The following is a 22,931-nucleotide window of genomic DNA, read 5'->3' as shown; positions in this document are numbered from 1 at the left end:
TTTCTATTATGCCAGTGATTGCACGTATTGTGAAGCGTACGCGAGTGCTTCTTCTAATTTCGACGCATCTTTTCCGCCAGCTTGAGCCATGTCAGGGCGACCGCCACCACCACCGCCACAGCGTGTTGCGACTTCCTTGATCAATTTACCAGCATGGTATCCTTGGTCAATTAAATCTTTTGAGACGCTTGCGACGAGATTGACTTTCTCACCTTGCGCACTACCGAGTACGATGATTGCTGAGCCGATCGAGCTCTTTAACTCATCCATCATGCCACGAAGTGCATCCATGTCTGAGACATCGACACGTTTTGCAAGGACACGTACACCGTTGATTTCTTCGACATCATCCTTAAGCGAAGCTGCTTCGATGTTTGCAAGTTTTGCTTGCAACGATTCGTTTGCTCGTTCTGTCTCACGGAGCTGTTGTTGCAACGCTTCGATACGGACAGGAACTTCTGTCGTCTTCGTCTTTAGAACAGACGCTGCTTGCTCAAGTGTTTCTAAGTGCTGATTCATGACACGATATGCGCCTGCACCCGTTACGGCTTCGATTCGGCGTGTACCTGCTCCGATACCAGACTCTGAAACGATCTTGAACAAGCCGATTTCTGCTGTGTTCCCGACGTGGATCCCGCCACACAATTCAATCGAGTATGTGCCCGCTGAGACAACACGAACTGTTTCACCGTACTTCTCACCGAACAATGCCATTGCACCTTTTGCTTTTGCATCAGCAATGTTCATCTCTTCGATATCGACCGGTAGAGATGCCCAGATCGCTTGGTTAACGTCTTGTTCGATTTTCGTCAATTCTTCTTGTGTCACGGCACCGAAGTGTGAGAAGTCAAAACGAAGACGTTCTGGAGAAACGAGTGATCCCGCTTGGTTGACGTGTGTGCCGAGCGTATCTTTTAATGCTTTATGAAGCAAGTGTGTTGCCGTATGGTTTTTCGTGACCGCTTTACGTTCTGCTGCTTCGACGTTTGCAACGACGTCTGCTGCTTCAGTCGCGATTCCTGTACGGACGATGACTGTGTGCAAGTTTTGACCGTTCGGTGCTTTTTGAACATCTTTGACATCAAGAACGAAGTCTTTGCCTTCGATTGTTCCTGTATCTGCGACTTCACCACCACTTTCAGCATAGAACGGTGTGATGTCGAGAATAACTTGTGCTTCTTCACCAGCAGCCACTTCTGTGACTCGTTCTCCATCATGCAACAATGCGATGATTTTTGCATCCGCCTTAAGGTCGGTATAGCCGACGAACGTACTTTTATCTTTTAGCGTCGAGAGGACTTCCGATTGCTGTTGCATCGAACCACTCTCTTCACGCGCTGCACGCGCACGCTGGCGTTGTGCATCCATCGCTTGTTTGAAGCCTTCTTCATCAACAGACATTTGATGATCTTCAGCATACTCGACCGTCAATTCAAGTGGGAAACCGTATGTGTCATAAAGACGGAACGCATCTTCACCACTGATGACATGCTCACCGTTTGCTTTAGAATTCTGAGCCACTGTGTTCAAGATTGCAAGACCGTCATGAAGTGTCTCGTGGAAACGCTCTTCTTCATTTTTGATGACACGTTTGATGAAGTCTGCTTTTTCTGGAACTTGTGGGTAGAAGTCGACCATGACATTACCGACCGTATCGACGAGTTCATACATGAACGGACGCTCGATGCCAAGCATCTTCGCATAACGAACTGCACGGCGCAATAAACGACGAAGGACATATCCGCGACCTTCATTCGAAGGAAGCGCACCGTCACCGATTGCGAATGAAACCGTACGGATGTGGTCTGCGATGACTTTGAACGCTACATCGAGTTTCGAGTCGTCACGGTAGATTTTGCCGCTAATCTCTTCTGTTTTATGGATGATTGGCATGAACAGATCCGTATCGAAGTTCGTTGGGACATCCTGCATGACACATGCCATCCGTTCGAGTCCCATTCCTGTATCGATGTTTTTACGTGGAAGCTCCGTGTAGTTGCCGTGTCCATCGTGGTTGTATTGACTGAAGACGATATTCCAGATCTCAAGATAACGTTCGTTTTCACCACCTGGGTAAAGTTCTGAATCGTTCGGATCATCTCCGAAAGCTGGTCCACGGTCGAAGAAGATTTCCGTATTCGGACCGGATGGACCTTCACCGATTTCCCAGAAGTTATCTTCCAGTGGAATGATTCGTTCAGCTGGTACGCCGAGTTCTAACCAGATTTGACGTGCTGCGTCATCTTCCGGGTGAATCGTGACCGAGAGACGTTCCGGATCAAGACCGTACCAGTCATCGCTCGTTAAGAGTTCCCAGCCCCATTTGATGGCATCTTCGCGGAAGTAATCACCGACGGAGAAGTTCCCGAGCATCTCAAAGAATGTATGGTGACGTGCTGTTTTCCCGACGTTTTCGATATCGTTCGTCCGGATTGATTTTTGTGCGTTGACGATACGTGGATTGTCAGGAATGACGCGACCATCAAAATATTTTTTGAGTGTCGCAACACCTGAGTTGATCCACAAGAGTGATGGATCTTCGACCGGTACGAGTGAAGCACTCGGTTCGATCGCATGTCCTTTACTCTGGAAGAAATCGAGATACATCTGACGGATTTGTGCACCCGTTAATGGTTTTAATGCTTTCATGAAAAGTTACCCCCATTGTTTTATTTGGACGCAAAAAAGCGATGCTTTCATCCCTGAAAAGGGACGAAAGCATCGCTTCCGTGGTACCACCCTCGTTCGTAAGCAACGACATTGCTTACCTCGAACATCTGATAACGGGGATGACCCGCAGGTGTTTACACCCGACTCCGGAAGGAGCTTCAAAGGAACTCGAGAAAGTGATTGCAGCAGGCTCACTTCTCTCTGGACTCGAGTTTTCCTTTTACTTATCTTCCATCAACGTGTTACGTCCATTCATCTACCGTGATTATTACCTATCGAACAGCATCCGTCAAGTCTTTGTCACGCCACCAAGTCGTTCAATCAATCGTGTTCGGCGACGTGGTTCCTCTTCTTGTGACGCTTTATGGAACGCACGCGGATCACCAAACAACAGGAGACTCGACTTTGCCCGAGTGACCGCCGTATAAATTAAATTTCGGGAATGTTTGAACGCTCCTGTGAAATAGACCGGCATTAAGACGATTGGAAACTCAGACCCTTGCGCCTTATGGATCGTGATGGCATAGGCATGTGTGAATTGATCCCAGTCACTCCGGTTATACTCGACTTCCGTTTGATCGAAACGGGCGATGATTTTATCAACTTTATCGACATTTTCTTTGGCGAAAAAGATATTAACGATTTCCCCAATATCCCCGTTATAGACGTTTTCTTCCGCATTGTTGACGAGTTGGAGAATTTTATCTCCAGTCCGATAAATCCGCGTACCTTGTTTGACTTCGCGTTTTTTCGGCTCTTCTGGGTTATAGACACGTTGTAAGGCGACATTTAATTCGTCAATCCCGACCTGACCACGATAGGTCGGCGCGAGGACCTGAACATCGAATTTCGAATAGCCTTTCGCAAGCGCTTTTTCCGCAAAGGCAGAAATGCCGCGTAACGTCTCTTGCGGTGAAGCTGTATAGAATCGGCGATCCGCGAGTGGTGCTAGTAAATCAGAAGACGTCGTCCGATTCTTCAAATCGTGAGCGAGTCGTAATATCGAGGAATCTTCCGCTTGACGATGGACGACGTTCAAGCGAACGACCGGAATTCCTTCCGTATCCATCAAGTCAGCGAGGACTTGTCCCGGACCAACGGACGGTAACTGATCGCGGTCACCGACGAACAGGATTTTCATTCCGTTCGGTACGGCACGGAGCAAACTCGATAACAGATAGATATCAATCATCGACGACTCATCGATGATCAGTACCTTTCCTGTAATCGGCTGATCCTCATTCAATTGAAAGTTCGTTCCGTCATACTTCAAGAGGCGATGAATCGTCATCGCTGGTACGTCCGTTGCTTCCGACAGCCGTTTTGCGGCGCGTCCGGTCGGCGCAACGAGAACATACGGATAAACATCACCTGTCTTGACGCGGCTCTTCTCAAGCGGCCAGTCATGGATTTCCTGCAGTGCATGTAAAATTCCTTTAATAACGGTCGTCTTACCCGTACCCGGTCCACCGGTTAGCACCATCAGCGGTGCTTTGACCGCTAACTCGATTGCTTCCCGCTGTTGTGCTGCATATTCCATCCCGAACTGTTCTTCGAGATGACCAATCGCTTCAAGGATCGTCGCGACATCGACTTCCTGTTCGGCACCGTTCGCCATGACGCGTGCTAGTTCCTTCGCAGCTCGGACTTCTGCATAAAAGATTGTCGGCAGATACAAGCAACCTTCCTCAAGCTTGACCTTATCCTCAGCGAGTAACAGTTCAATTGCTTGTTCCAATCGTTCGCCTGGATCTTCACCTAATAAACGGGGCGCCCGTTGGAGTAACGAGTCGACCGTTGCAAAGGCATGCCCTTCGCCTGCTTCTTGTTCTAGAATGTGCATGATTGAAGCCGCGACACGCTCCGGATGTAGCCCGACAAGTCCGAGGTGTGACGCAATATGATCGGCTGTCTTAAAACCAATCCCGTTCACTTCATACATTAAGGAATATGGATTCTCCCGAATCCGTGCCATGGCATCCCCCTCGTAAGCAGCATAAATCTTCGCCGCTAGCTTCGGTGTGACATCAAACGGTGCTAAAAACAGCATTAGCTGATCGACGCCATACAACGTGGCGAGTCGACTCAAAATAATGTCTGCCTGCTTTTGTTTCAATCCCGGAACCTGGTTGAGAACACGCTCGTCCTTTAAAATAAGATCCACTGCCTCTTCTCCAAGAGCATCGACGATATTTTTCGCTGTCTTCGGTCCAATGCCGGTGAACGAACCATTCGTCAAGAAGCGGATCGTTGCATGTTTTGTCATCGGAACCGAACGGCGGATCAGTTCCGCTTTCAATTGTTTCCCGAAACGTGGATGATCAACGAGACGACCGAATGCTTGATAGGTGCCTCCGAGTTCAATCCCGACACCAGTACCCGTAATGACGAGTTCGGTTTCTTTTAGTTCAAAGTTTTTTTCTTTGACGGCGACCAATACAATGGAGTGTGCTTCTTCTTCAGAAGAAAAGAGCACACGTTTGACGCGTCCGACGACTTGATGGGGGTGCTCCATCACTCCACCTTCTTTCTCTCTTTTTCATTCGCTGCTTTCATCATAGCATTCGTTTACCAGATTTTAAATCAGGGAAAGATACCGTGAAACATTTCGTTACGAGGAGGAGTTCAAGGATGGCACGTTTACCAATTGCAGGTTTGTGTGAATTAGTACTAGAAGTCGAAGATATGGATCGCGCCGTTCGCTTTTGGAACGGAACACTGGGCATTCCGATCGTCGAACAATGGGCACCTGAGGATGCAGAACCAAGCAAGGAACAATCCGAACAGGACGGCGTCTGGGCGACGTGGCTCTACATTGGTGGCAATACTCGACTTGGTCTTTGGCTAAAACGGGACTTCACGATGGAGGAAAGAACGGTCAAACACTTACCTGTATCCGAATGGGATACGTTGTACGATGAAGGCGGCGTCCATGTGCACTGCGCCTTTTACGTCGAAAAAGAAGAGTTCCAACAAGCACTCAATCAACTACGTGAGGCATCGATTACCGTGAAGTTAAGAGAATGGGATGAACAAGAGACATCCAACCAAAAAGAACATTCGGCTTATTTCAAGGATACGGAAAACAACGTCATCGAACTGTATACGAAAAACATGGATGAAGCCTATGAAGATTTTTCTGGACCGCCACTTCGCATCATTCGTGAAGTCGGGAACTAAATACCATACAAAAAAAGACGACTCCGCAAGGAATCGTCTTTTTTAGATCAGTCTGCTTGTTTCAATAACGCATCCATCTTCGCTTTTGCATCTCGTGCGAGAGCGTGTTCCGGCTGATAAGCAAGAACAGCTTCCAGTTCTGCATAACACGCTTCCTGTTGACCGAGGAAAGCAAGTGCAATCGCATAGTTGTACCGTGCATCCGTATGCGTTTCGTCAAGCATCAAGACGTGCTCGAACATTTCGACGGCTTCTTCCAACTTCTCGTTTTGCGCTAAGGCCAGTCCGTATTGGAACGCAATCTCGATGTCGACGCCATTCAATTCTGACGCGCGTTGCAAACGAGGTAAGCCGCGTACCGGATCACCGAGTTTTTGATACGTCATCCCAAGCATGAAATGTAGATCCGCGTCGTCAAGCCCATATAATAAGGCTGCCCGCAATGATTCTTCTGCTTCGACAAGTTGATCGGCAGCAAAAAATAGCGCACCTTTTGCATAGTAGGCACTCGCGAACGTATTGTCGATCATCAGTGCTCGTTCGTAAAACCGGAGCGCACGATCTGCATCGTTCATCGATTGCAGTAACGTTCCGAGATTGACATAAGCTGTCGGGTCTTTTGGATTTTCTTCAATCGCATCGTTAAATGCTTGTGCTGCTAATTCATAATTCCCAGCTTCTAAATGCCGGAATCCTACTTCATTATAGTTCATCTTTATTTGCTCCTTACGCTAGATAAGCGAGGCGTTCGCCTGCTTTATAGGCTGCATCGATCGTCGCGCCACCGAGGCAGATGTCTCCATCATAGAATACGACAGCTTGTCCTGGTGTGATCGCACGTTGACGTTCGTCAAACGAGACATCGAGTCCATCTTCAAGGACACGAACCGTGACGGCTGTGTCTTGTTGACGATAACGGAATTTTGCCGTGCAACGGAATGTCTCACCGACCGGACGCTCAGATGTCCAGCTGACGTCTGAAGCAAGTAATCCTTCCGAATACAACAATTCGTTATGGAATCCTTGATCGACATAGAGAATGTTCTCTTTTAGGTTTTTCCCGACGACGAACCAAGGCTCTCCATCGCCACCGATACCAAGTCCGTGGCGTTGTCCCATCGTATAGTACATCAACCCATCGTGGCGTCCCATGACGTTACCGTCAAGCGTCCGCATCTCACCTGGTTGTGCCGGTAGATATTGACCAAGAAACTGTTTGAAGTTTCGCTCCCCGATGAAGCAAATGCCCGTCGAGTCTTTTTTCTTCGCTGTCGCGAGGTTCGCTTCTTCTGCGATCCGGCGCACTTCTGATTTTTCCATGTGACCAATCGGGAACATCGCTTTCGCGATTTGTTCTTGGGATAATTGGTTCAAGAAATACGTTTGGTCCTTGTTCGTATCGACACCACGGAGCAATTTGTGTTCTCCATCCTCATAAACGGCACGCGCATAATGCCCTGTCGCTACGAAATCGGCACCAAGGCGCATCGCGTGATCGAGGAAGGCTTTGAACTTGATTTCCTTGTTACACATGACGTCCGGATTCGGTGTCCGACCGAGTTTATATTCATCGAGGAAGTACGTGAAGACTTTATCCCAGTATTCTTTCTCGAAATTAACCGCATAATATGGAATGCCGATTTGATTGGCTACTGCGATGACGTCTTCATAATCTTCCGTCGCCGTACAAAAGCCATTCTCATCCGTGTCATCCCAGTTTTTCATGAAGATCCCGATGACGTTATACCCTTGCTCTTTTAATAAATGAGCCGTCACAGAGGAATCGACACCGCCCGACATCCCAACGACGACTGTCGTTTCACTCGGGGCTTTCGCTCGTGTATTCATTCATTTCACCTCTTAGTTAATTCTGAAACGATTTTACGACATCTTGCAAGGCTTGTGCGAGTAGTTCGACTTGCGAGACATCATTTCCATGACCAAAACTGATTCGGACTGATGCCCGTGTTCGTTCATCTTCTCCATACATGGCGGATAGGACATGCGATGGTTCGACAGATCCTGCTGTACATGCACTCCCGCTCGATACCGCCATCTGACGCATATCGAGCATGATCAAGAACGGTTCGATTTCGATACGTGGGAAATAGAGATTGAGAACGTTAGGTAATCCCTCTTCCCCGTTCATTTCATAATGGATGCCACTCTCATCTAACCGTGTCAGCAAAACACTACGGAGCTGTTTGATGTGGTCCTGTTGTTGATCGCGCTCTGCAATCATCAGTTCGAGCGCTTTCGCTAAACCGACGACACCGGGTACGTTTTCCGTACCAGCGCGACGTTTGCGTTCCTGTTCTCCGCCAAACGTCTGAGGCGCTAACTTCACACCGGTCCGAACATATAACAGCCCGATTCCTTTTGGACCATTAATCTTGTGACCAGACGCGGAGAGTAGATCGACCTGTAACGCTTCGACATCGATTGCGTGTTTTCCGAACACCTGCACCGCATCCGTATGGAACAAAATACCGCGTTCCCGTAAGAATGGACCGAATGTCGCAATTGGCTGGATCGTTCCGACTTCATTGTTACCAAACATGATCGAAACAAGTGTCGTATCTTCCCGAACTGCTTCTTGTAAGGCAGTCAGTGACACGACACCAGACGACGGTACATCGAGATACGTGACGTCATAGCCTTGTTTTTCGAGCTCTTCGAACGCACGAAGCACGGCATGATGCTCAAAACGTGTCGTAATGAGATGCCGTCCTTTTTCACGCGCTGCCTCAGCTGCACCAAAAATCGCATAATTATCCGATTCCGTCCCGCCGCTTGTGAAAATCAATTCGGTTGGTTTCGCGTTTAATTCTTGCGCAATCTGACGGCGTGCTTTGTCGATTGCTGCCCGAGCAGAGCGACCAGCCGCGTGAACACTTGATGGATTTCCATACTGTTCAAGTAAATAAGGTGTCATCGCCGCTAGGACTTCCGGACGCATCGGCGTCGTCGCCGAATGGTCAAAGTAATTCATTCATCTTCACCTCTCAAATATAGAACATATAACCTGTATCTTCTTCTTCTGCTAAATCTTGCAATGTTGTTGAATCAAGAACCTGGTCAACCGCTTGTTGAATCTTATCCCACAGCTTCCGTTTCGTGACCTCGTCACACGCGTCGCCTTCAACGACGACGAGTGGTCCTTCAAGTAAACGGATGATTTCACCCGCCGTGATGCTTTGTGCTTCACGACCGAGCTTATATCCACCGTATGCACCACGAACACTTTTGACGAGACCCCCGTTACGAAGCGGTGCAATCAATTGTTCGAGATAGTGCTCAGATAAGTCATACATCTGGGCGATTTTCTTTAAAGACAATGGTTTGGATTCAGCTTCTTTCGCGAGTGCGATCATGATCGTCAGACCATATCGCCCTTTCGTTGAGATTTTCATCATGCGAAGGATCATCCTTTCTAGTATAGTAGTAGCTAAAAGTGGAAGGAGCGTATGTGTATGGCACATTTATTTGAATCCCAGTCCCCTGCCGGACCGCTCGCAAATCGGATGCGTCCGCAGAATCTGGATGAGATTGTTGGGCAACACCATCTGATTGGAGAGACGACGCTCCTGCGGCGTGCCATCCTAGCTGACCGTCTTGGAACCGTCATTTTCTACGGTCCACCTGGAACTGGTAAGACGACGCTCGCGCGCGTCATCTCTAGTTATACGAAATCAGCGTTTGAGCAACTGAATGCGGTCACTGCAAAACTGGAACAATTACGAGAAATTCTAAAAGCAGCTGAAGCTCGTCTCCAGTTCGAAGATCAAAAAACGATCCTCTTTCTTGACGAGATCCATCGTTTCAATAAGATGCAACAGGACGCCTTACTACCGGCACTTGAAGCGGGTACGATCACATTGATCGGGGCGACGACGGAAAATCCGAGTTTTGAAGTCAACGCCGCACTCTTGTCTCGAGCAACAGTCTTTCGTTTTGAACCACCGACAGCAGATGATTTACGAATCGTCCTTGATCGGACCCTGAAGGATGCGGATCGTGGTCTTGGCAAATACCCGATCACGATCACGGATGAAGCGATCGATCATTACGTCAAGTTATCGGATGGCGATTACCGGGCATTGTTGAATGCACTTGAACTCGCTGTCTTAACGACACCGGAAATCGATGGTCAGATTACGATTGATCTCGCTGTCGCCGAGGAATCGATTCAGCAAAAAGCATTGAAATACGATAAGGACGGTGACCGTCATTATGATGTCATCTCTGCCTTCATTAAATCGATTCGAGGTTCCGATCCGGACGCCGCGCTCTACTGGCTCGCTGTCATGATTGAAGCCGGTGAAAGCCCACGCTTTATCGTCCGCCGTCTCTATGTCCATGCAGCAGAAGACATCGGTCTGTCTGATCCGCAAGCCTTACTAATGGTCGATGCGTGTGCACGTGCTTGTGAATACGTCGGTTTTCCGGAAGCACGAATCCCGCTCGCTGAAACGGTCTTGTATCTCGCGACGGCACCGAAATCGAATACTGTCATCTCAGCGATTGATCAAGCATTGACGCTCGTTCGTCGCTCGGACGGGGGACCGGTCCCACCGCACTTGCGCGATGCCCATCACCCAGGTGCCGCAGCACTTGGAAATGGCGTCACCTATCAATATCCGCACGATTTTGAGCACGCTTATGTCCCCCAGAATTATTGGCCCGAGAACCTCGCTCGGACGAAACCAGTCTTTTATCGTCCTAGTCCACGTGGGTTTGAGAAACAATTGCAAGCTCGTCTTGATTTTTGGAACAAACAAACAGCTACACATCAGAAAAAGCGACCATAAGGTCGCTTTTTTTTAACGAACGCGCTCAATCGTCACGCCGGCTTCACGGACAATCTCATTGATGACATAGCTTGCTGCAATCAACCCACCGACTGATGGAACGAACGCATTCGAACTTGGTGGCATCTTCGCCTTACGAATCGCCGCTGCATCGTTTCCGACGACTTGGCGGACTTCTTCGATGATCTTAACAGGTGGCTCGTCGGAGAAGACGACAGGGACACCTTTATGAATACCGGCTTTCCGGAGTCTTGTCCGAATGACCTTCGCCAGTGGATCATAACTTGTATCTTTGATGTCAACGATCTTGATGCGTGTCGGATCCATCTTGTTTGCCATTCCCATGCTCGAGATGATCGGGATGTTACGCTTCTTGCATTCTTGAATCAAGTGAATTTTGAACGAGACCGTGTCCGAAGCATCGATGACATAATCCGGCTTCTGTTCAAAAAATGACTCGAATGTTTCTTCATTATAGAACATCTTCAAACGAACGATTTCAAGGTCCGGATTGATTAACGCAAGACGTTCTGCCATGGCATCGACCTTCGGCTGACCGACGGTCGGGAGCAAGGCATGGATTTGTCGGTTGACGTTCGTGATGTCAATGTCATCCTTATCAACAAGAATCAAACGGCCTACACCACTACGGGCAAGTGCTTCTGCTGAGAACGATCCAACGCCACCGATCCCTAGAATAGCGACAGACTTGGATGCCAATGCGTCAAGTCCAGTTTTACCAATTGCTAGTTCATTACGCGAAAATTGATGTAACATCTCATAACCTCACAATACTCATACTGTTTTACTCGGAATTATATCATAAAAAAAAACGTCATGCGACGTATCAAACAATAAAATAATAAGACGATGGGACCCGAAGTGCCGTGTCGATACCTTATTTTTGAACCTGCTGTGCAGGTGGGTGTCTTATCCGATTCCTATTCGTACGTCCTCCTGCTGTGTTACGAGGCATGTACTACTAGTTGGAACGTCAAACTCCCTATCAAAAAAGAGTGGCTCAAAGATAAAAGGCGGCTCTCGTACAATTCAGGAACCCCATCTGATGCATTTAATATAGCATCCTCCCTTCTGAAATGCAACTACTTCCCACTCCAGAAAAGAATGCTTTTTTCAGGTCCAACGTTTCGTGAAGTATTGATTCGGATCATATCGCTGTTGTTGGAATACGGGGTCGAATCTTGGTGTCCGCGTCGCATTTCCGACACCCGCGATAAACGCCCAGTTACCATAATTCGAAGCGACATCATAATCGACTAATTGCTGTTCAAAATACCTTGCTCCGATACGCCAGTCCTGCTTTAACTCGTGGATGAGATAACTCGCAACGATCTGCCTTCCTCGGTTCGACATCCACCCCGTTTCTCTAATCTCGTTCATGAAGGCATCGACGAATGGAACACCGGTTTCGCCCTTTATCCAACGTTCAACTGCTGCTTGGTCAGTCTTCCATGTACGTTGCCCTTCTTGTAGTCCACTTGATCGAAAAAGACGACTTCCCGTTTCGCGCATCGTCAAATGGAAAAAGTCACGCCATAACAGTTCGAAATACAACCAATACGTCGATTCATTTGCTCCTTTTTCTCGCTCTGCTTTCTGCAATTCAGCCATGACGCGACGCGGTGATAGTGACCCGTTTGCCAACCAAGCAGACAACTTTGAGGAATCATTTCGTAAGAACCCATTGCGTGTTTCTTTATAGGTAAACACGGGCTCAGCAAGATATTCTTGCAAACGTGCCCTCCCCGCTGATTCTCCCCCACGAAACGGAAACGCGATCTCCGGATCCGCTTCGACTGATTCCTCTTTTATTAACTGGATGCCGGTTGGCGGATCAAGCGGATCGTAAAACGTCCCTTTTGCTTCGACCCGTTTTCGAAATGCTGTAAAGACGCGTTTTAATTCATCACTTCCGATATCTTCCCGGCGATGTAATGTCTGTGTCTCAAAAGAACGCGTCGTATAGTTGTCTTCAATATACTTTTCACTTGCCGCTTCTTCCGTTCCGGTCATCTTATGGAAATAGACCGTCTCATCCGGTTGCAAGTAAGAGTCGAGCACTTCAAGCACCTTACCCTCTAGAATATCTAACGTAATTCCGATTTGGGACAGATGACTAGCTAAATTCTCTAGCGTCTCCTGTTCGAATCGCTCTTGTTGTGTACCTCTCTTAAAATCTCGTTTCTTTTGATTTTTAACGTAAACCGCACGAATCGTGTTATGTTCTTCACACGCACTCCGAAGTGCTTCATGGTCATCGACACGTAAATCATTGCGATACCAGACGACTGCTCCCATATTGATCGTCTCCCTTCTCCTTATACTATGACCCGACTACAGTACTTGGAAAACCACTTGATGTGCCGATGAGGTTTTAAGACGTTGTTTTCGTGGAATATGATTAGTACAACAAACTAGAGGAGTGAATGGATCAATGGCAGCAAAACGTGGTAAACTCAGAACATTAATGACGCTTGTAACGACGGTTGGACCAATCGTCTATAAATTCTATAAAAAGCAACAATCTAAAAAATCAATCAATAACCCTAAATAAAAAATGGACGTCTCCTCATCGGAGCGTCCATTTTTTAACGTTTACTGACACCTTCACTCGCTTCTACATAAAAACGCCAAGGATAGGTCGTCGCTTCTCCTGCATTCGGAATACCGATTCGTGTCGTCTCGACGATCGAATCGACTGGATCAGCAACAAGTCGAAAGCGAGATTGATAGAGATCTTGACCTGAGTCCGCTGTCGTTAAACCGAACCCTTGGCACAACTTCGCTGGTCCATTGACAAGATTTCGTCGTTGAACATTCGTCAGTTCTTCGTAAGAACAACCAAAACGACGTTTGGCGACTAGATCGTGTCCACTGATGATTTCTGCCCCTCGTAATAAAAGTCCATATCCTTCCCCTTCATGCCCACAGACGACATTCATGCAGTGATGCATACCATATGTGAAATAAACATACAGATGTCCTGGTGGACCGAACATCGGTGCTGTCCGTTTCGTAGGTTTACCGGAAAACGAGTGCGCTGCTTGATCGTGAGGACCAAGATACGCTTCGACTTCGACGATTCGCATCGTCACCTCATCAACCGTGATCTGTGTCCCTAAGAAATCTGGTCCGACTTCAACGGGTGAGCGTTCAAAAAACTGTCGTTCCATTCGTACTTCCTCCTCTATGAAACAAGCGAATCTTCCTATACTGGAAGATTCGCTTGTCGTAGTTTACGATTGTTTAACTGCTGTCCGAATCGAAAGATCGTTCAATTGAGCATCCGAAACCGGGCTCGGTGCTGCCGTCAACAGATCACTTGCTGATGCTGTTTTCGGGAACGCGATCGTATCGCGTAAGTTCGAACGTCCTGCGAGCAACATGACGAGACGATCGAGTCCAAGTGCGATACCTGCATGTGGTGGAGTTCCGTATTCGAATGCCTCCATCAAGAAGCCGAACTGCTCGTTTGCTTCTTCTTCTGTGAAGCCAAGCAATTTGAACATCCGCTCTTGGATATCCCGTTCGTAAATCCGTTGTGATCCACCGCCAAGCTCATAACCGTTCAAAACGAGGTCATAAGCGACTGCGAGGACTTTTCCAGGATCCGTCTCGAGTAATTCAAGATCTTCACGACGCGGCATCGTGAACGGGTGGTGGTTCGCGTAGAAACGACCATCCTCTTCTTCGTATGTGACAAGTGGGAAGTCCGTCACCCAGAGGAAGTTAAAGACCGACTCATCGATCAAGTCAAGTTCCTTCGCTAACTTCTGACGGAGGGCTCCTAAGCTGTCTGCTACGATCGATGCTTTGGCTGCGACGAATAATAACAAGTCGCCTGCTTCTGCATCGGTCGCCGCTGTCAGACGCGCCGTTGCTTCTTCGTCGAAGAATTTCGCGATTGGACCGTTCAATCCATCAGCTGTCACTTTGACCCAAGCGAGACCTTTCGCGCCATAAATCGCCGTGAATTCTTGTAACTTATCAATGTCTTTACGTGAGAAACGCTCAGCTGCACCTTTGACGTTCAACGCCTTGACTTCGCCACCTGCTTCAAGTGCCATATCGAATACTTTGAATCCTGCACCTTTGACCGCTTCCGCAACATCGATCAATTCGAGACCAAAGCGTGTATCTGGTTTATCCGAGCCATAACGACTCATTGCTTCTGCATATGGCATGCGTGGGAATGGTGTCACGATTTCTTTGCCAAGCGTTTCTTTCATGACACGCGTCATCATCGACTCCATCATCGCATACAAGTCTTCGATGTCCATGAAGCTCGTCTCGATATCGACTTGCGTAAATTCAGGTTGACGGTCTGCCCGTAAGTCTTCGTCACGGAAACAACGTGCAATTTGGAAGTACCGCTCAAAACCAGACACCATCAGCAATTGTTTGAACAATTGTGGTGATTGTGGCAAGGCGTAAAATTCACCTGGGTGAACACGACTTGGGACGAGATAGTCACGTGCGCCTTCTGGTGTTGATTTTGTTAAGATCGGCGTCTCCACTTCAAGGAAGTCCTGTTCATCGAGGAAGTTCCGCATGATGTTCGATGCTTTCGAACGAAGACGGAACGTCTCTTGAAGCGATGGACGACGTAAGTCGAGGTAACGGTATTTGAGACGTAAATCTTCTGACGTCTGCTCCGCTTCTTCACTGATCGGGAATGGTGTCATTTTCGCTGCGTTTAAAATGACAACTTCGTCTGCGACGACTTCGACTTGCCCAGTTGGGATGTTCGGGTTTGGATTCTCACGTGCGATGACGTGTCCTTTAATGTCAAGGACATATTCCGAACGAATCGATTCAGCAAGACGGTGTGCCTGCTCATTTTCCGGTTGGAAGACGATTTGGACGATACCACTCCGGTCACGGAGATCAAGGAAGATCAAACCTCCTAAGTCACGTCGTTTTTGAACCCATCCTTTAAGTTGAACGTGTTGTCCGATGACATCTTCCGTCACCTGACCGTTCATATGCGTGCGTCCGATCATTGTGCTTCCTCCTTTAATTTCGCGACGATCGTATCAGCGACTGCTGATAACGGAACGTCCGTCTGTTCCCCTGTAGCCATATTCTTGAGTGCCGCTGCGCCACGCTCGACTTCTTCATCCCCTAGGATGACCGTGTAGCGTGCCTTTAAGCGATCGGCTGCTTTGAATTGTCCTTTGAATTTCCGACCAAGATAATCCCGATCTGCGACGAGTCCTTCAAGACGCATCAGTTGTAAGAGACGTGTTGCCGTCTTTTCGACTTCGTCACTACCTTGCGCAACGATGAAGACATCGATTTGATCGTCAACGACTGGTAAGACATTCTCATTTTCAAGTGCCATCAAGAGGCGCTCGATACCGATTCCGAATCCAATCCCTGGTGTTGCTGGTCCACCGATTTGTTCGACGAGACCATTGTAACGTCCACCACCACAGAGTGTCGTGATTGCTCCGAAACCTTCTGCTTCCGACATGATCTCAAACGCTGTGTGATTGTAATAATCAATCCCTCGGACAAGTGTTGGATCAACGACATACTCGATACCGAGTGCGTCAAGGTGAAGTAAAACTTCATCGAAGTAGGCTTTTGATGCTGGGTTTAAGTAATCAAGAATCGATGGTGCCGTCGCCATGCTCGGGTGATCGCGGTCGACCTTACAGTCGAGGACACGAAGTGGATTCGTTTCGAGTCGGTTCTGACAATCCTGGCATAACTCATGAACGACTGGTTTGAAGTGGTCAACGAGTGCTGCGCGGTGTGCGGCGCGACTTTCGTGATCACCGAGTGTGTTGATGACAAGCTTGAGGTGCTTCAATCCGAAAGAACGATAAATGCTCATTGCGAGACTGATTACTTCCGCATCGATTGCCGGTTGTTCACTTCCGAGTGCTTCGACTCCGTATTGGTGCAACTGACGGAAACGACCTGCTTGCGGACGTTCATAACGGAACATCGGTCCGATATAGAACAATTTCGTCGGTTGGTTCGGTGAACCGAACAATTTGTTCGTCACGAATGAACGAACGACAGCAGCCGTTCCTTCTGGACGTAACGTCAACTGATCTTTCCCACGTTTCTCAAGCATGAACATCTCTTTTTGGACGATATCCGTCGTCTCACCGACGCCACGTTTGAAGAGTTCTGTCTCCTCAAAAATCGGCGTCCGGATTTCCTTATAGTTATAACGCTTACTGATTTCACGTAATTGTTGTTCGATGTACTGCCAACGTTCGACTGTTCCTGGAAGGACATCAAACGTACCGCGTGGTAATTTCATCTCAAATTCCTCCTTTTTTGAATACAAAAAAGTCCTCGTCCGCAAAGGGACGAGAACTTGAAGATCCCGTGGTACCACCCTGGTTGTCAAATCACATTTGACCACTCGGTGCAGTTAACGCCTGCATACGACCTTCCCTACTATCGGTTCAGGAAGATACCTCGGAAGGGTCTTTCATCGAGTTCGTCTGTTCGCCCTTCCAGCCAAGGGGCGACTCTCTAAGCAGACGAGGTCTTGATTACTCCTCTTCGTCTTCGGTCGTATGAATCATTTGGTTACGTTTAATATTGCCTCGTCTCTCGGTTCCTGTCAAGCGTTTGCTTCTTTTTCAAGAATCAATGTCACCGGTCCATCATTGACGAGCGCAATATCCATCATCGCTCCGAATTGTCCTGTTTCGACCGTCAGTCCTTGCGAACGAAGGCGTTCATTGAACGCTTCATACAATTCATTAGCAACATCCGGCTTCGCCGCTTCCGTGAAGGCAGGACGACGACCTTTTTTGACGTCACCATACAACGTGAACTGCGAGACGGATAAAATCTGACCATCGACATCTTGCAATGAGCGGTTCATCCGTTCTTCCTCATCTTCAAATACGCGGAGTCCAGCAATTTTATCAGCTAACCAGTTCACTTGTTCGATCGTATCTTCATGCGTGACCCCGACGAGCAAGAGGAATCCCTGCTTGATCTGACCGATGACCTCCTGATCGACTGTGACACTTGCTTCTTTGACTCGTTGTAATACGACTCGCATGACTCATCCGCTCCTTACGTCATCATGACGCGATGTACAGCATACACGTCAGAGATTTGTTTGATCCGATCGACAACTTTCTGTAAATGATTGACGTTGTTGATTGCGATCGTCATCGTAATTTTTGCTTGCTTACTGTCGTCGCCTTTCCCGCTAACGGCAACGATGTTCGTATTCGTCGCAGATACCGACTGCAGGACATCGTTCAATAATCCTGCCCGGTCGAATCCAGAGATTTCGATTTCAACGTTATAGCTCTTGACGGCTTTGCCTTCATGTTCCCACTCGACTTCAAGCAGGCGTTCCGGATTTTGTTCATGAATGACGTTCAGACAATCGGTCCGGTGAATCGAGACACCACGTCCACGCGTGATGTACCCGACGATATCGTCTCCCGGAACCGGGTTACAACAGCGACTCATCCGAACGAGCATGTTATCGATCCCTTTAACGCGAACGCCTTCCGGATTTTCTTTCTTCGGACGATCGAACGTTTTCATCTCACTGATTGCTTCGTTGAGTTCAAGATTTTTAGATTCTTTGTCTTTGCGTAATTTTTCCGTCAATTTATGCGCGACTTGTGCAGCAGTTAGACCATGATAGCCAACAGCAGCATACATATCTTCTTCTTGCGCAAAGTTGAACTTCCGCGTCACGTCTGCAAGTGTCTTCTCATTGATGACTTCTTTCGGCTCGAATCCAAGTTTCTTGACTTCCGCTTCAATCAGTTCCCGTCCTTTTGAGACATTCTCTTCCCGTTGCTGACGTTTGAACCATTGGCGAATCTTATTTTTCGCTTGACTCGACACACAGATTTTAAGCCAATCCTTACTAGGACCGTAGCTGTGCTTCGACGTGACGATTTCGATGATGTCACCGGTCTTCAGCTTATAATCGATTGGCACCATCCGACCGTTGACTTTCGCACCAATCGTCCGGTGACCGATTTCCGTGTGAATTCGGTAAGCATAATCAATCGGAACAGAGCCTTTCGGCAACTCGATGACGTCACCCTTTGGCGTAAAGACATATAACATGTCGCTAAAGAAATCGACTTTGACTGATTCCATGAACTCTTCAGCATCTGCTGTATCCTTCTGCAACTCAAGAATTTCGCGGAAATGGGCAATCTTATCCTCAAAGCCTGATTTTGCTTCCTGTTCCTTGCCTTCCTTATACGCCCAGTGAGCGGCAATCCCGTACTCGGCAATAAAGTGCATATCTCGCGTCCGTATTTGGACCTCGAGTGGCTCGCCTTTCGGTCCGATGACCGTCGTATGCAGCGATTGATACATGTTCGGCTTCGGCATCGCGATATAATCCTTGAAGCGTCCTGGCATCGGTTTATATTGCGTATGAATGATTCCGAGAACGGCGTAACAGTCCTTGATCGAATCGACGATGATCCGGACAGCCATCAAGTCATAGATTTCGCTGAACTCTTTTTTCGAGTTTTGCATTTTGTTATAAATCGAGTAAATATGCTTCGGACGTCCATCGACTTCCGCTGCGATTTGCACATCATCGAGTACTTCGTTGACCTCTTCGATGACCGAACTGACGAGTGCTTCCCGTTCCGTCCGTTTTTGTTTCATCATCGAGACGATCCGGTAGTACTGTTGCGGATTGATATAACGCAGACTGATATCCTCAAGCTCCCACTTGATCGTCGAAATCCCGAGACGATGGGCAAGCGGCGCAAAGATTTCAAGTGTCTCTTCTGCCTTTTGGACTTGCTTTTCCTTGACCATGTGTTGCAATGTCCGCATGTTGTGCAGACGGTCAGCGAGTTTGATCAAAATGACGCGAATGTCTTCTGCCATCGCGATAAACATCTTACGATGGTTTTCAGCAAGCTCTTCACGCTTTGATTTATATTTGATTTTCCCGAGTTTCGTCACGCCATCAACAAGCATCGCGACGTCAGGGCCGAATCGTTCAGTTAATTCTTCGAGTGTAATGTCCGTATCTTCGACGACATCATGAAGAAGCGCAGCGACGATCGTCGTTGCATCCAAACCAATATCGACTAAGATACCGGCAACTTGTACCGGATGAATGATGTACGGTTCCCCGGAACGGCGGAATTGACCATCATGTTCGTCCTTTGCGAATTGGTAAGCCCGTTCGATGTCTTTGACTTCAGCTTGCGTCATGTATTCCGCACATCGAGCGAGAAGGTCTTCTACATTTACGATTTGTTTGTTTGTCATCCCTTTTCCTCACCCAGTCCCCGGGATCGTCTGCAACGGAATCCCTAATATATAATTCTTATTATCGTGAAATCTTGAGAAGATGTCAAAATAAAAAGAAATACCCCCTTGGTCACCATGTACCAAGAGAGTATGTATGCTTTAGTCTTCGTAGCGAATCAATGAAAGAATATCGTATCCTTCGAGTTTCTCGCGTCCACCAAGACCATCGAGTTCAATCAAGAATCCGATTCCGGCAACCGTTCCGCCTAATTTTTCAATCATTTGGATTGTCGCTTCGATTGTACCACCTGTCGCAAGTAAGTCGTCGAGGATGACGACACGTTGTCCCGGTTGGATGGCATCTTCGTGCATCGTCAAGACATCTTTTCCGTACTCAAGACCATACTCGACACGGACTGTCTCACGCGGTAATTTTCCTTCTTTACGAACAGGAACAAATCCGATTTCCATTGCGTAAGCTGCTGGACACCCAACAACGAATCCACGAGCTTCCGGACCTGCGATGACATCTGCACCTTTGCTACGTGCGTACTCGACGAGTGCGTCGACCGATTGTTTATATGCCGGTCCATTTTGCATGAGTGATGTAATATCTTTGAAACTGATTCCTTCTTTCGGCCAGTTTTCGACCTCTTTTATATGCTGTTTGAACTCCATGTCTTTTCCTCCTGCTTCGCCGCTTCTACCAAAGTATCAAAACGCTCTTTCAACTGAGCGAGTGACGAATAAATGTATTGTTGCTCAAGCTCTTGACGCGCTTCATGACGCTGGTACGTCGGAGCTTCCGTCAGATCTCGTTTTGCAGCATTTGGGTTTACACCCGGCAGCCCATCCTCCATTGTAACAAGAAAATCAAGTTCCGAGAATACCGAATGCATAAAGTTAATCGATCGTTTCGTCCATTTTCGCGATTTCGACAAACGTACAAGCCCCATTCGAAGCTCGTCTCGTGGACATTTCGCAAAATACTGGAAGTAATGCTTGAAGTCTTCACGCGACGGAATCGTCTCGAAATAATACCCTTCGTCCTTAAAGGCACAGTAAATCCGTTCTGCCTGTTGTACGTATGGATGAAACGCCTCTTCCTCTTCCGGCAGATCCAAGAAAACGATATTTCGTCGAACCGGACCATTCAATGGGCGTTCGGCATACTTCTCTTTTACCTCATCGGTGAAAGCAACGAACGTCGTCGTCTCGTGCGGTAAAGCGAACAGCTCACTTAAAGGACGTTTCCCCCCACGATAATCAAACACTTGGACATCTTCGACTGCGACGTCTTGAATCATCAACTGCGGTTTACGGAAGCCATTCCATTCATTGATGTTCAGACTCCCCATCAAGTGCATTTCCGATAAGGTCGAGACTTCATCGACGAGATCACCGAATCCAAATCCGATCGCGTCAAGTTCTTTCCCGTTGCCTGATAGTAGTGCTTTGACATGCGTCAAGTCGCGACCAATCCGTTTCATGTCACGAATCTTCGCTTGCTCGATGACGATCCGTGGTGCAGGATTACCCATCCCGAACGGTGCCAGTCGTTGAATATCTTCAATCAACTGAATCGAGACGTCACTGACTTGTAAACGTAGGTCGACATCGATCGTCGCGATGAAAGCATCATCCGGCAAACTGCTCGCCTGTTCATTCAACCGACGGCGTAACGCCTCGACATCATCAGAAGAAAGGGTCATCCCAGCTGCCGCTGGATGTCCTCCGAAGTGCGGCAAGATATCTTCACACTTCGTCAGTTCAGCAAACAAATCAAATGCAGGAATCGAACGTCCAGAACCCTTAGCTGTTCCTTTTTCAGCATCATGACACAGCATGATGACGGGACGATGATATTTTTCAACGAGTCGTGACGCGACGATGCCGACGACACCTGGATTCCAATCTTCCGCATCAACGACGAGTACACGGTCTTCTTTGAAGCGTTCTTCGACAAGTGCCGTTGCTTCCTCCGCAATCTGCTTAACGATATCTTGGCGTTGTTTATTTTGTTGGTCGAGCTGTTTTGCTAGATGCAGTGCTTCATCCTTACTTTCCGCTAGCAACATCTCGAGCGCTGGCATCGCAGAATCAAGACGTCCTGCTGCATTGATGCGTGGACCAAACGCAAATCCAACCGACTCTTCCGTCAGTTCGTCCTCAGTTAAACTGCAAACGTCACGTAACGCAAGGATACCTGGACGCTCACTCGCATTCAGCGCTTCAATGCCACGAATCGCCAGCAAGCGGTTTTCACCGACGAGTGGGACGAGATCGGCAATCGTTCCGAGCACTGCTAGATCGAGTAACTCGACTGGTTCACGTTCAAGGAGTGCATGCGCGACTTTAAAGGCAACACCCGCTCCAGCAAGCTTTGAGAATGGATAGTCTGGATCAACTCCCGGATGAATCAACGCAAACGCATCGGGTAACGTTTCTTTGGCTTCGTGGTGATCGGTGATAATTAAATCGACACCGAGCTCTTTGAGAACATTTGCTTCATGGATGCCGGAAATCCCACAGTCAACGGTAATGACGAGACTGAACCCTTCTTCTGCAGCCCATCGGAATGCCGCTTCGTTGGGTCCGTATCCTTCCGTGAAACGGTTCGGGATATAACACTCCGCCATGCCACCGATTTCGATCAAGGCATGCCAAAGTATCGCAGCTGAACTCACGCCATCGACGTCATAATCCCCATAAATTAAAATCATCTCACCCTCGTTGACGGCACGTTGAATCCGCTCAACGACTTTTGGCATGTCTTTAAAAGCAAATGGGTCATGGAATGCCATTTGATCGATCTCTAAAAAATCACGGGCTGCTTCACGTGTCGTGAACCCCCGTTGGACAAGTAGTTGTGCGACGTACGGAGAGATTGTGCCATCCGCCGTCAATTGTTCGATTTGTTCTGAATCAATGACTTTATCAAGCCATGTTTTTTTAGCATGGTACATCTCAAACCCTCCAATCAACTTCCCCATTATAATAGAAAATCCGCATCAG

Annotated in this window: 17 protein-coding genes, 1 other RNA gene and 2 other annotated features; of the genes, 2 read left to right on the top strand and 16 right to left on the bottom strand. The window is 47.9% G+C overall.

Translation table 11 applies throughout. From position 1 onward, the window contains the following. Nucleotides 1-6: 6 nt before the first annotated feature. A complete protein-coding gene (gene alaS, locus ACV3PA_RS07455) occupies nucleotides 7-2,649 on the bottom strand; it encodes an alanine--tRNA ligase (protein WP_053453930.1) in 2,643 nt (880 codons plus the stop codon). Between the two features lie 56 nt (nucleotides 2,650-2,705). Beyond that, nucleotides 2,706-2,917: a binding site (T-box leader), on the bottom strand. 42 nt (nucleotides 2,918-2,959) lie between these two features. After that, entirely contained in the window at nucleotides 2,960-5,185 is a 2,226-nt protein-coding gene (gene recD2, locus ACV3PA_RS07450) for an SF1B family DNA helicase RecD2 (protein ID WP_456125907.1), read from the bottom strand. A 116-nt stretch (nucleotides 5,186-5,301) separates the two neighbouring features. Here recD2 and ACV3PA_RS07445 point away from each other — a divergent pair, with 116 nt between their 5' ends. Continuing rightward, nucleotides 5,302-5,850, top strand: coding sequence for a VOC family protein (locus ACV3PA_RS07445; protein WP_456125906.1), 549 nt, complete (start codon nucleotides 5,302-5,304; stop codon nucleotides 5,848-5,850). 47 nt (nucleotides 5,851-5,897) lie between these two features. On the opposite strand, the gene ACV3PA_RS07440 is transcribed toward ACV3PA_RS07445, so the two are convergent. From ACV3PA_RS07440 to cymR, 4 genes are read right to left on the bottom strand one after another with little or no spacing between them, the layout of a single operon-like run. Beyond that, nucleotides 5,898-6,563: a tetratricopeptide repeat protein gene (locus ACV3PA_RS07440; RefSeq protein WP_053453933.1), complete on the bottom strand. Its 666-nt coding sequence runs from the start codon at nucleotides 6,561-6,563 to the stop codon at nucleotides 5,898-5,900. Nucleotides 6,564-6,576: 13 nt separating this feature from the next. Next, nucleotides 6,577-7,698, bottom strand: a complete 1,122-nt coding sequence (mnmA, locus tag ACV3PA_RS07435) for a tRNA 2-thiouridine(34) synthase MnmA (RefSeq protein ID WP_410501583.1) — start codon at nucleotides 7,696-7,698, stop codon at nucleotides 6,577-6,579. Nucleotides 7,699-7,714: 16 nt separating this feature from the next. Continuing rightward, a complete protein-coding gene (locus tag ACV3PA_RS07430) occupies nucleotides 7,715-8,842 on the bottom strand; it encodes a cysteine desulfurase family protein (RefSeq protein ID WP_456125905.1) in 1,128 nt (375 codons plus the stop codon). A gap of 13 nt (nucleotides 8,843-8,855) precedes the next feature. Then, the gene (gene cymR, locus ACV3PA_RS07425; protein ID WP_053454559.1) at nucleotides 8,856-9,263 is read right to left on the bottom strand and encodes a cysteine metabolism transcriptional regulator CymR; all 408 of its coding nucleotides are present in this window, start codon (nucleotides 9,261-9,263) and stop codon (nucleotides 8,856-8,858) included. A gap of 60 nt (nucleotides 9,264-9,323) precedes the next feature. Here cymR and ACV3PA_RS07420 point away from each other — a divergent pair, with 60 nt between their 5' ends. Then, nucleotides 9,324-10,661, top strand: a complete 1,338-nt coding sequence (locus ACV3PA_RS07420) for a replication-associated recombination protein A (protein ID WP_053453936.1) — start codon at nucleotides 9,324-9,326, stop codon at nucleotides 10,659-10,661. Between the two features lie 12 nt (nucleotides 10,662-10,673). Here ACV3PA_RS07420 and ACV3PA_RS07415 read toward each other — a convergent pair whose 3' ends face one another. The 10 genes from ACV3PA_RS07415 to recJ all read right to left on the bottom strand — a co-directional run bounded on the left by ACV3PA_RS07415 (nucleotide 10,674) and on the right by recJ (nucleotide 22,882). After that, a complete protein-coding gene (locus ACV3PA_RS07415; RefSeq protein WP_053453937.1) occupies nucleotides 10,674-11,438 on the bottom strand; it encodes a tRNA threonylcarbamoyladenosine dehydratase in 765 nt (254 codons plus the stop codon). A gap of 93 nt (nucleotides 11,439-11,531) precedes the next feature. After that, nucleotides 11,532-11,721, bottom strand: a non-coding RNA gene (ssrS, locus tag ACV3PA_RS07410) — 6S RNA. Nucleotides 11,722-11,795: 74 nt separating this feature from the next. Beyond that, entirely contained in the window at nucleotides 11,796-12,980 is a 1,185-nt protein-coding gene (locus tag ACV3PA_RS07405) for a DASH family cryptochrome (protein WP_456125904.1), read from the bottom strand. Between the two features lie 290 nt (nucleotides 12,981-13,270). After that, nucleotides 13,271-13,855, bottom strand: coding sequence for a DNA-3-methyladenine glycosylase (locus ACV3PA_RS07400; protein ID WP_456125903.1), 585 nt, complete (start codon nucleotides 13,853-13,855; stop codon nucleotides 13,271-13,273). Nucleotides 13,856-13,918: 63 nt separating this feature from the next. Then, a complete protein-coding gene (gene aspS, locus ACV3PA_RS07395) occupies nucleotides 13,919-15,685 on the bottom strand; it encodes an aspartate--tRNA ligase (RefSeq protein WP_053453940.1) in 1,767 nt (588 codons plus the stop codon). Continuing rightward, the gene (gene hisS, locus ACV3PA_RS07390) at nucleotides 15,682-16,962 is read right to left on the bottom strand and encodes a histidine--tRNA ligase (RefSeq protein WP_456125902.1); all 1,281 of its coding nucleotides are present in this window, start codon (nucleotides 16,960-16,962) and stop codon (nucleotides 15,682-15,684) included. Before hisS ends, aspS begins: the two co-directional genes overlap by 4 nt. A 42-nt stretch (nucleotides 16,963-17,004) precedes the next feature. Beyond that, nucleotides 17,005-17,226, bottom strand: a binding site (T-box leader). A gap of 45 nt (nucleotides 17,227-17,271) precedes the next feature. Further along, nucleotides 17,272-17,721 (bottom strand): D-aminoacyl-tRNA deacylase, encoded by a 450-nt coding sequence (gene dtd / locus ACV3PA_RS07385; RefSeq protein WP_053453942.1) that lies wholly within the window; start codon nucleotides 17,719-17,721, stop codon nucleotides 17,272-17,274. A 14-nt stretch (nucleotides 17,722-17,735) separates the two neighbouring features. Further along, entirely contained in the window at nucleotides 17,736-19,934 is a 2,199-nt protein-coding gene (locus tag ACV3PA_RS07380) for a RelA/SpoT family protein (RefSeq protein ID WP_053453943.1), read from the bottom strand. A gap of 141 nt (nucleotides 19,935-20,075) precedes the next feature. After that, nucleotides 20,076-20,594, bottom strand: a complete 519-nt coding sequence (locus ACV3PA_RS07375) for an adenine phosphoribosyltransferase (protein WP_035406521.1) — start codon at nucleotides 20,592-20,594, stop codon at nucleotides 20,076-20,078. Further along, nucleotides 20,573-22,882, bottom strand: a complete 2,310-nt coding sequence (gene recJ / locus ACV3PA_RS07370; RefSeq protein WP_456125901.1) for a single-stranded-DNA-specific exonuclease RecJ — start codon at nucleotides 22,880-22,882, stop codon at nucleotides 20,573-20,575. Before recJ ends, ACV3PA_RS07375 begins: the two co-directional genes overlap by 22 nt. Nucleotides 22,883-22,931: the final 49 nt, after the last annotated feature.

It is taken from the genome of Exiguobacterium sp. EA-TM-5 (assembly GCF_053878415.1).
This window is presented reverse-complemented; position numbering and strand designations above follow the sequence as displayed.

Coding starts and splice junctions, on each gene's coding strand:
- alaS (WP_053453930.1), bottom strand. CDS start 2,649: ATGAAAGCATTAAAACCATTAACGGGTGCACAAATCCGTCAGATGTAT.
- recD2 (WP_456125907.1), bottom strand. CDS start 5,185: ATGGAGCACCCCCATCAAGTCGTCGGACGCGTCAAACGTGTGCTCTTT.
- ACV3PA_RS07445 (WP_456125906.1), top strand. CDS start 5,302: ATGGCACGTTTACCAATTGCAGGTTTGTGTGAATTAGTACTAGAAGTC.
- ACV3PA_RS07440 (WP_053453933.1), bottom strand. CDS start 6,563: ATGAACTATAATGAAGTAGGATTCCGGCATTTAGAAGCTGGGAATTAT.
- mnmA (WP_410501583.1), bottom strand. CDS start 7,698: ATGAATACACGAGCGAAAGCCCCGAGTGAAACGACAGTCGTCGTTGGG.
- ACV3PA_RS07430 (WP_456125905.1), bottom strand. CDS start 8,842: ATGAATTACTTTGACCATTCGGCGACGACGCCGATGCGTCCGGAAGTC.
- cymR (WP_053454559.1), bottom strand. CDS start 9,263: ATGAAAATCTCAACGAAAGGGCGATATGGTCTGACGATCATGATCGCA.
- ACV3PA_RS07420 (WP_053453936.1), top strand. CDS start 9,324: ATGGCACATTTATTTGAATCCCAGTCCCCTGCCGGACCGCTCGCAAAT.
- ACV3PA_RS07415 (WP_053453937.1), bottom strand. CDS start 11,438: ATGTTACATCAATTTTCGCGTAATGAACTAGCAATTGGTAAAACTGGA.
- ACV3PA_RS07405 (WP_456125904.1), bottom strand. CDS start 12,980: ATGGGAGCAGTCGTCTGGTATCGCAATGATTTACGTGTCGATGACCAT.
- ACV3PA_RS07400 (WP_456125903.1), bottom strand. CDS start 13,855: ATGGAACGACAGTTTTTTGAACGCTCACCCGTTGAAGTCGGACCAGAT.
- aspS (WP_053453940.1), bottom strand. CDS start 15,685: ATGATCGGACGCACGCATATGAACGGTCAGGTGACGGAAGATGTCATC.
- hisS (WP_456125902.1), bottom strand. CDS start 16,962: ATGAAATTACCACGCGGTACGTTTGATGTCCTTCCAGGAACAGTCGAA.
- dtd (WP_053453942.1), bottom strand. CDS start 17,721: ATGCGAGTCGTATTACAACGAGTCAAAGAAGCAAGTGTCACAGTCGAT.
- ACV3PA_RS07380 (WP_053453943.1), bottom strand. CDS start 19,934: ATGACAAACAAACAAATCGTAAATGTAGAAGACCTTCTCGCTCGATGT.
- ACV3PA_RS07375 (WP_035406521.1), bottom strand. CDS start 20,594: ATGGAGTTCAAACAGCATATAAAAGAGGTCGAAAACTGGCCGAAAGAA.
- recJ (WP_456125901.1), bottom strand. CDS start 22,882: ATGTACCATGCTAAAAAAACATGGCTTGATAAAGTCATTGATTCAGAA.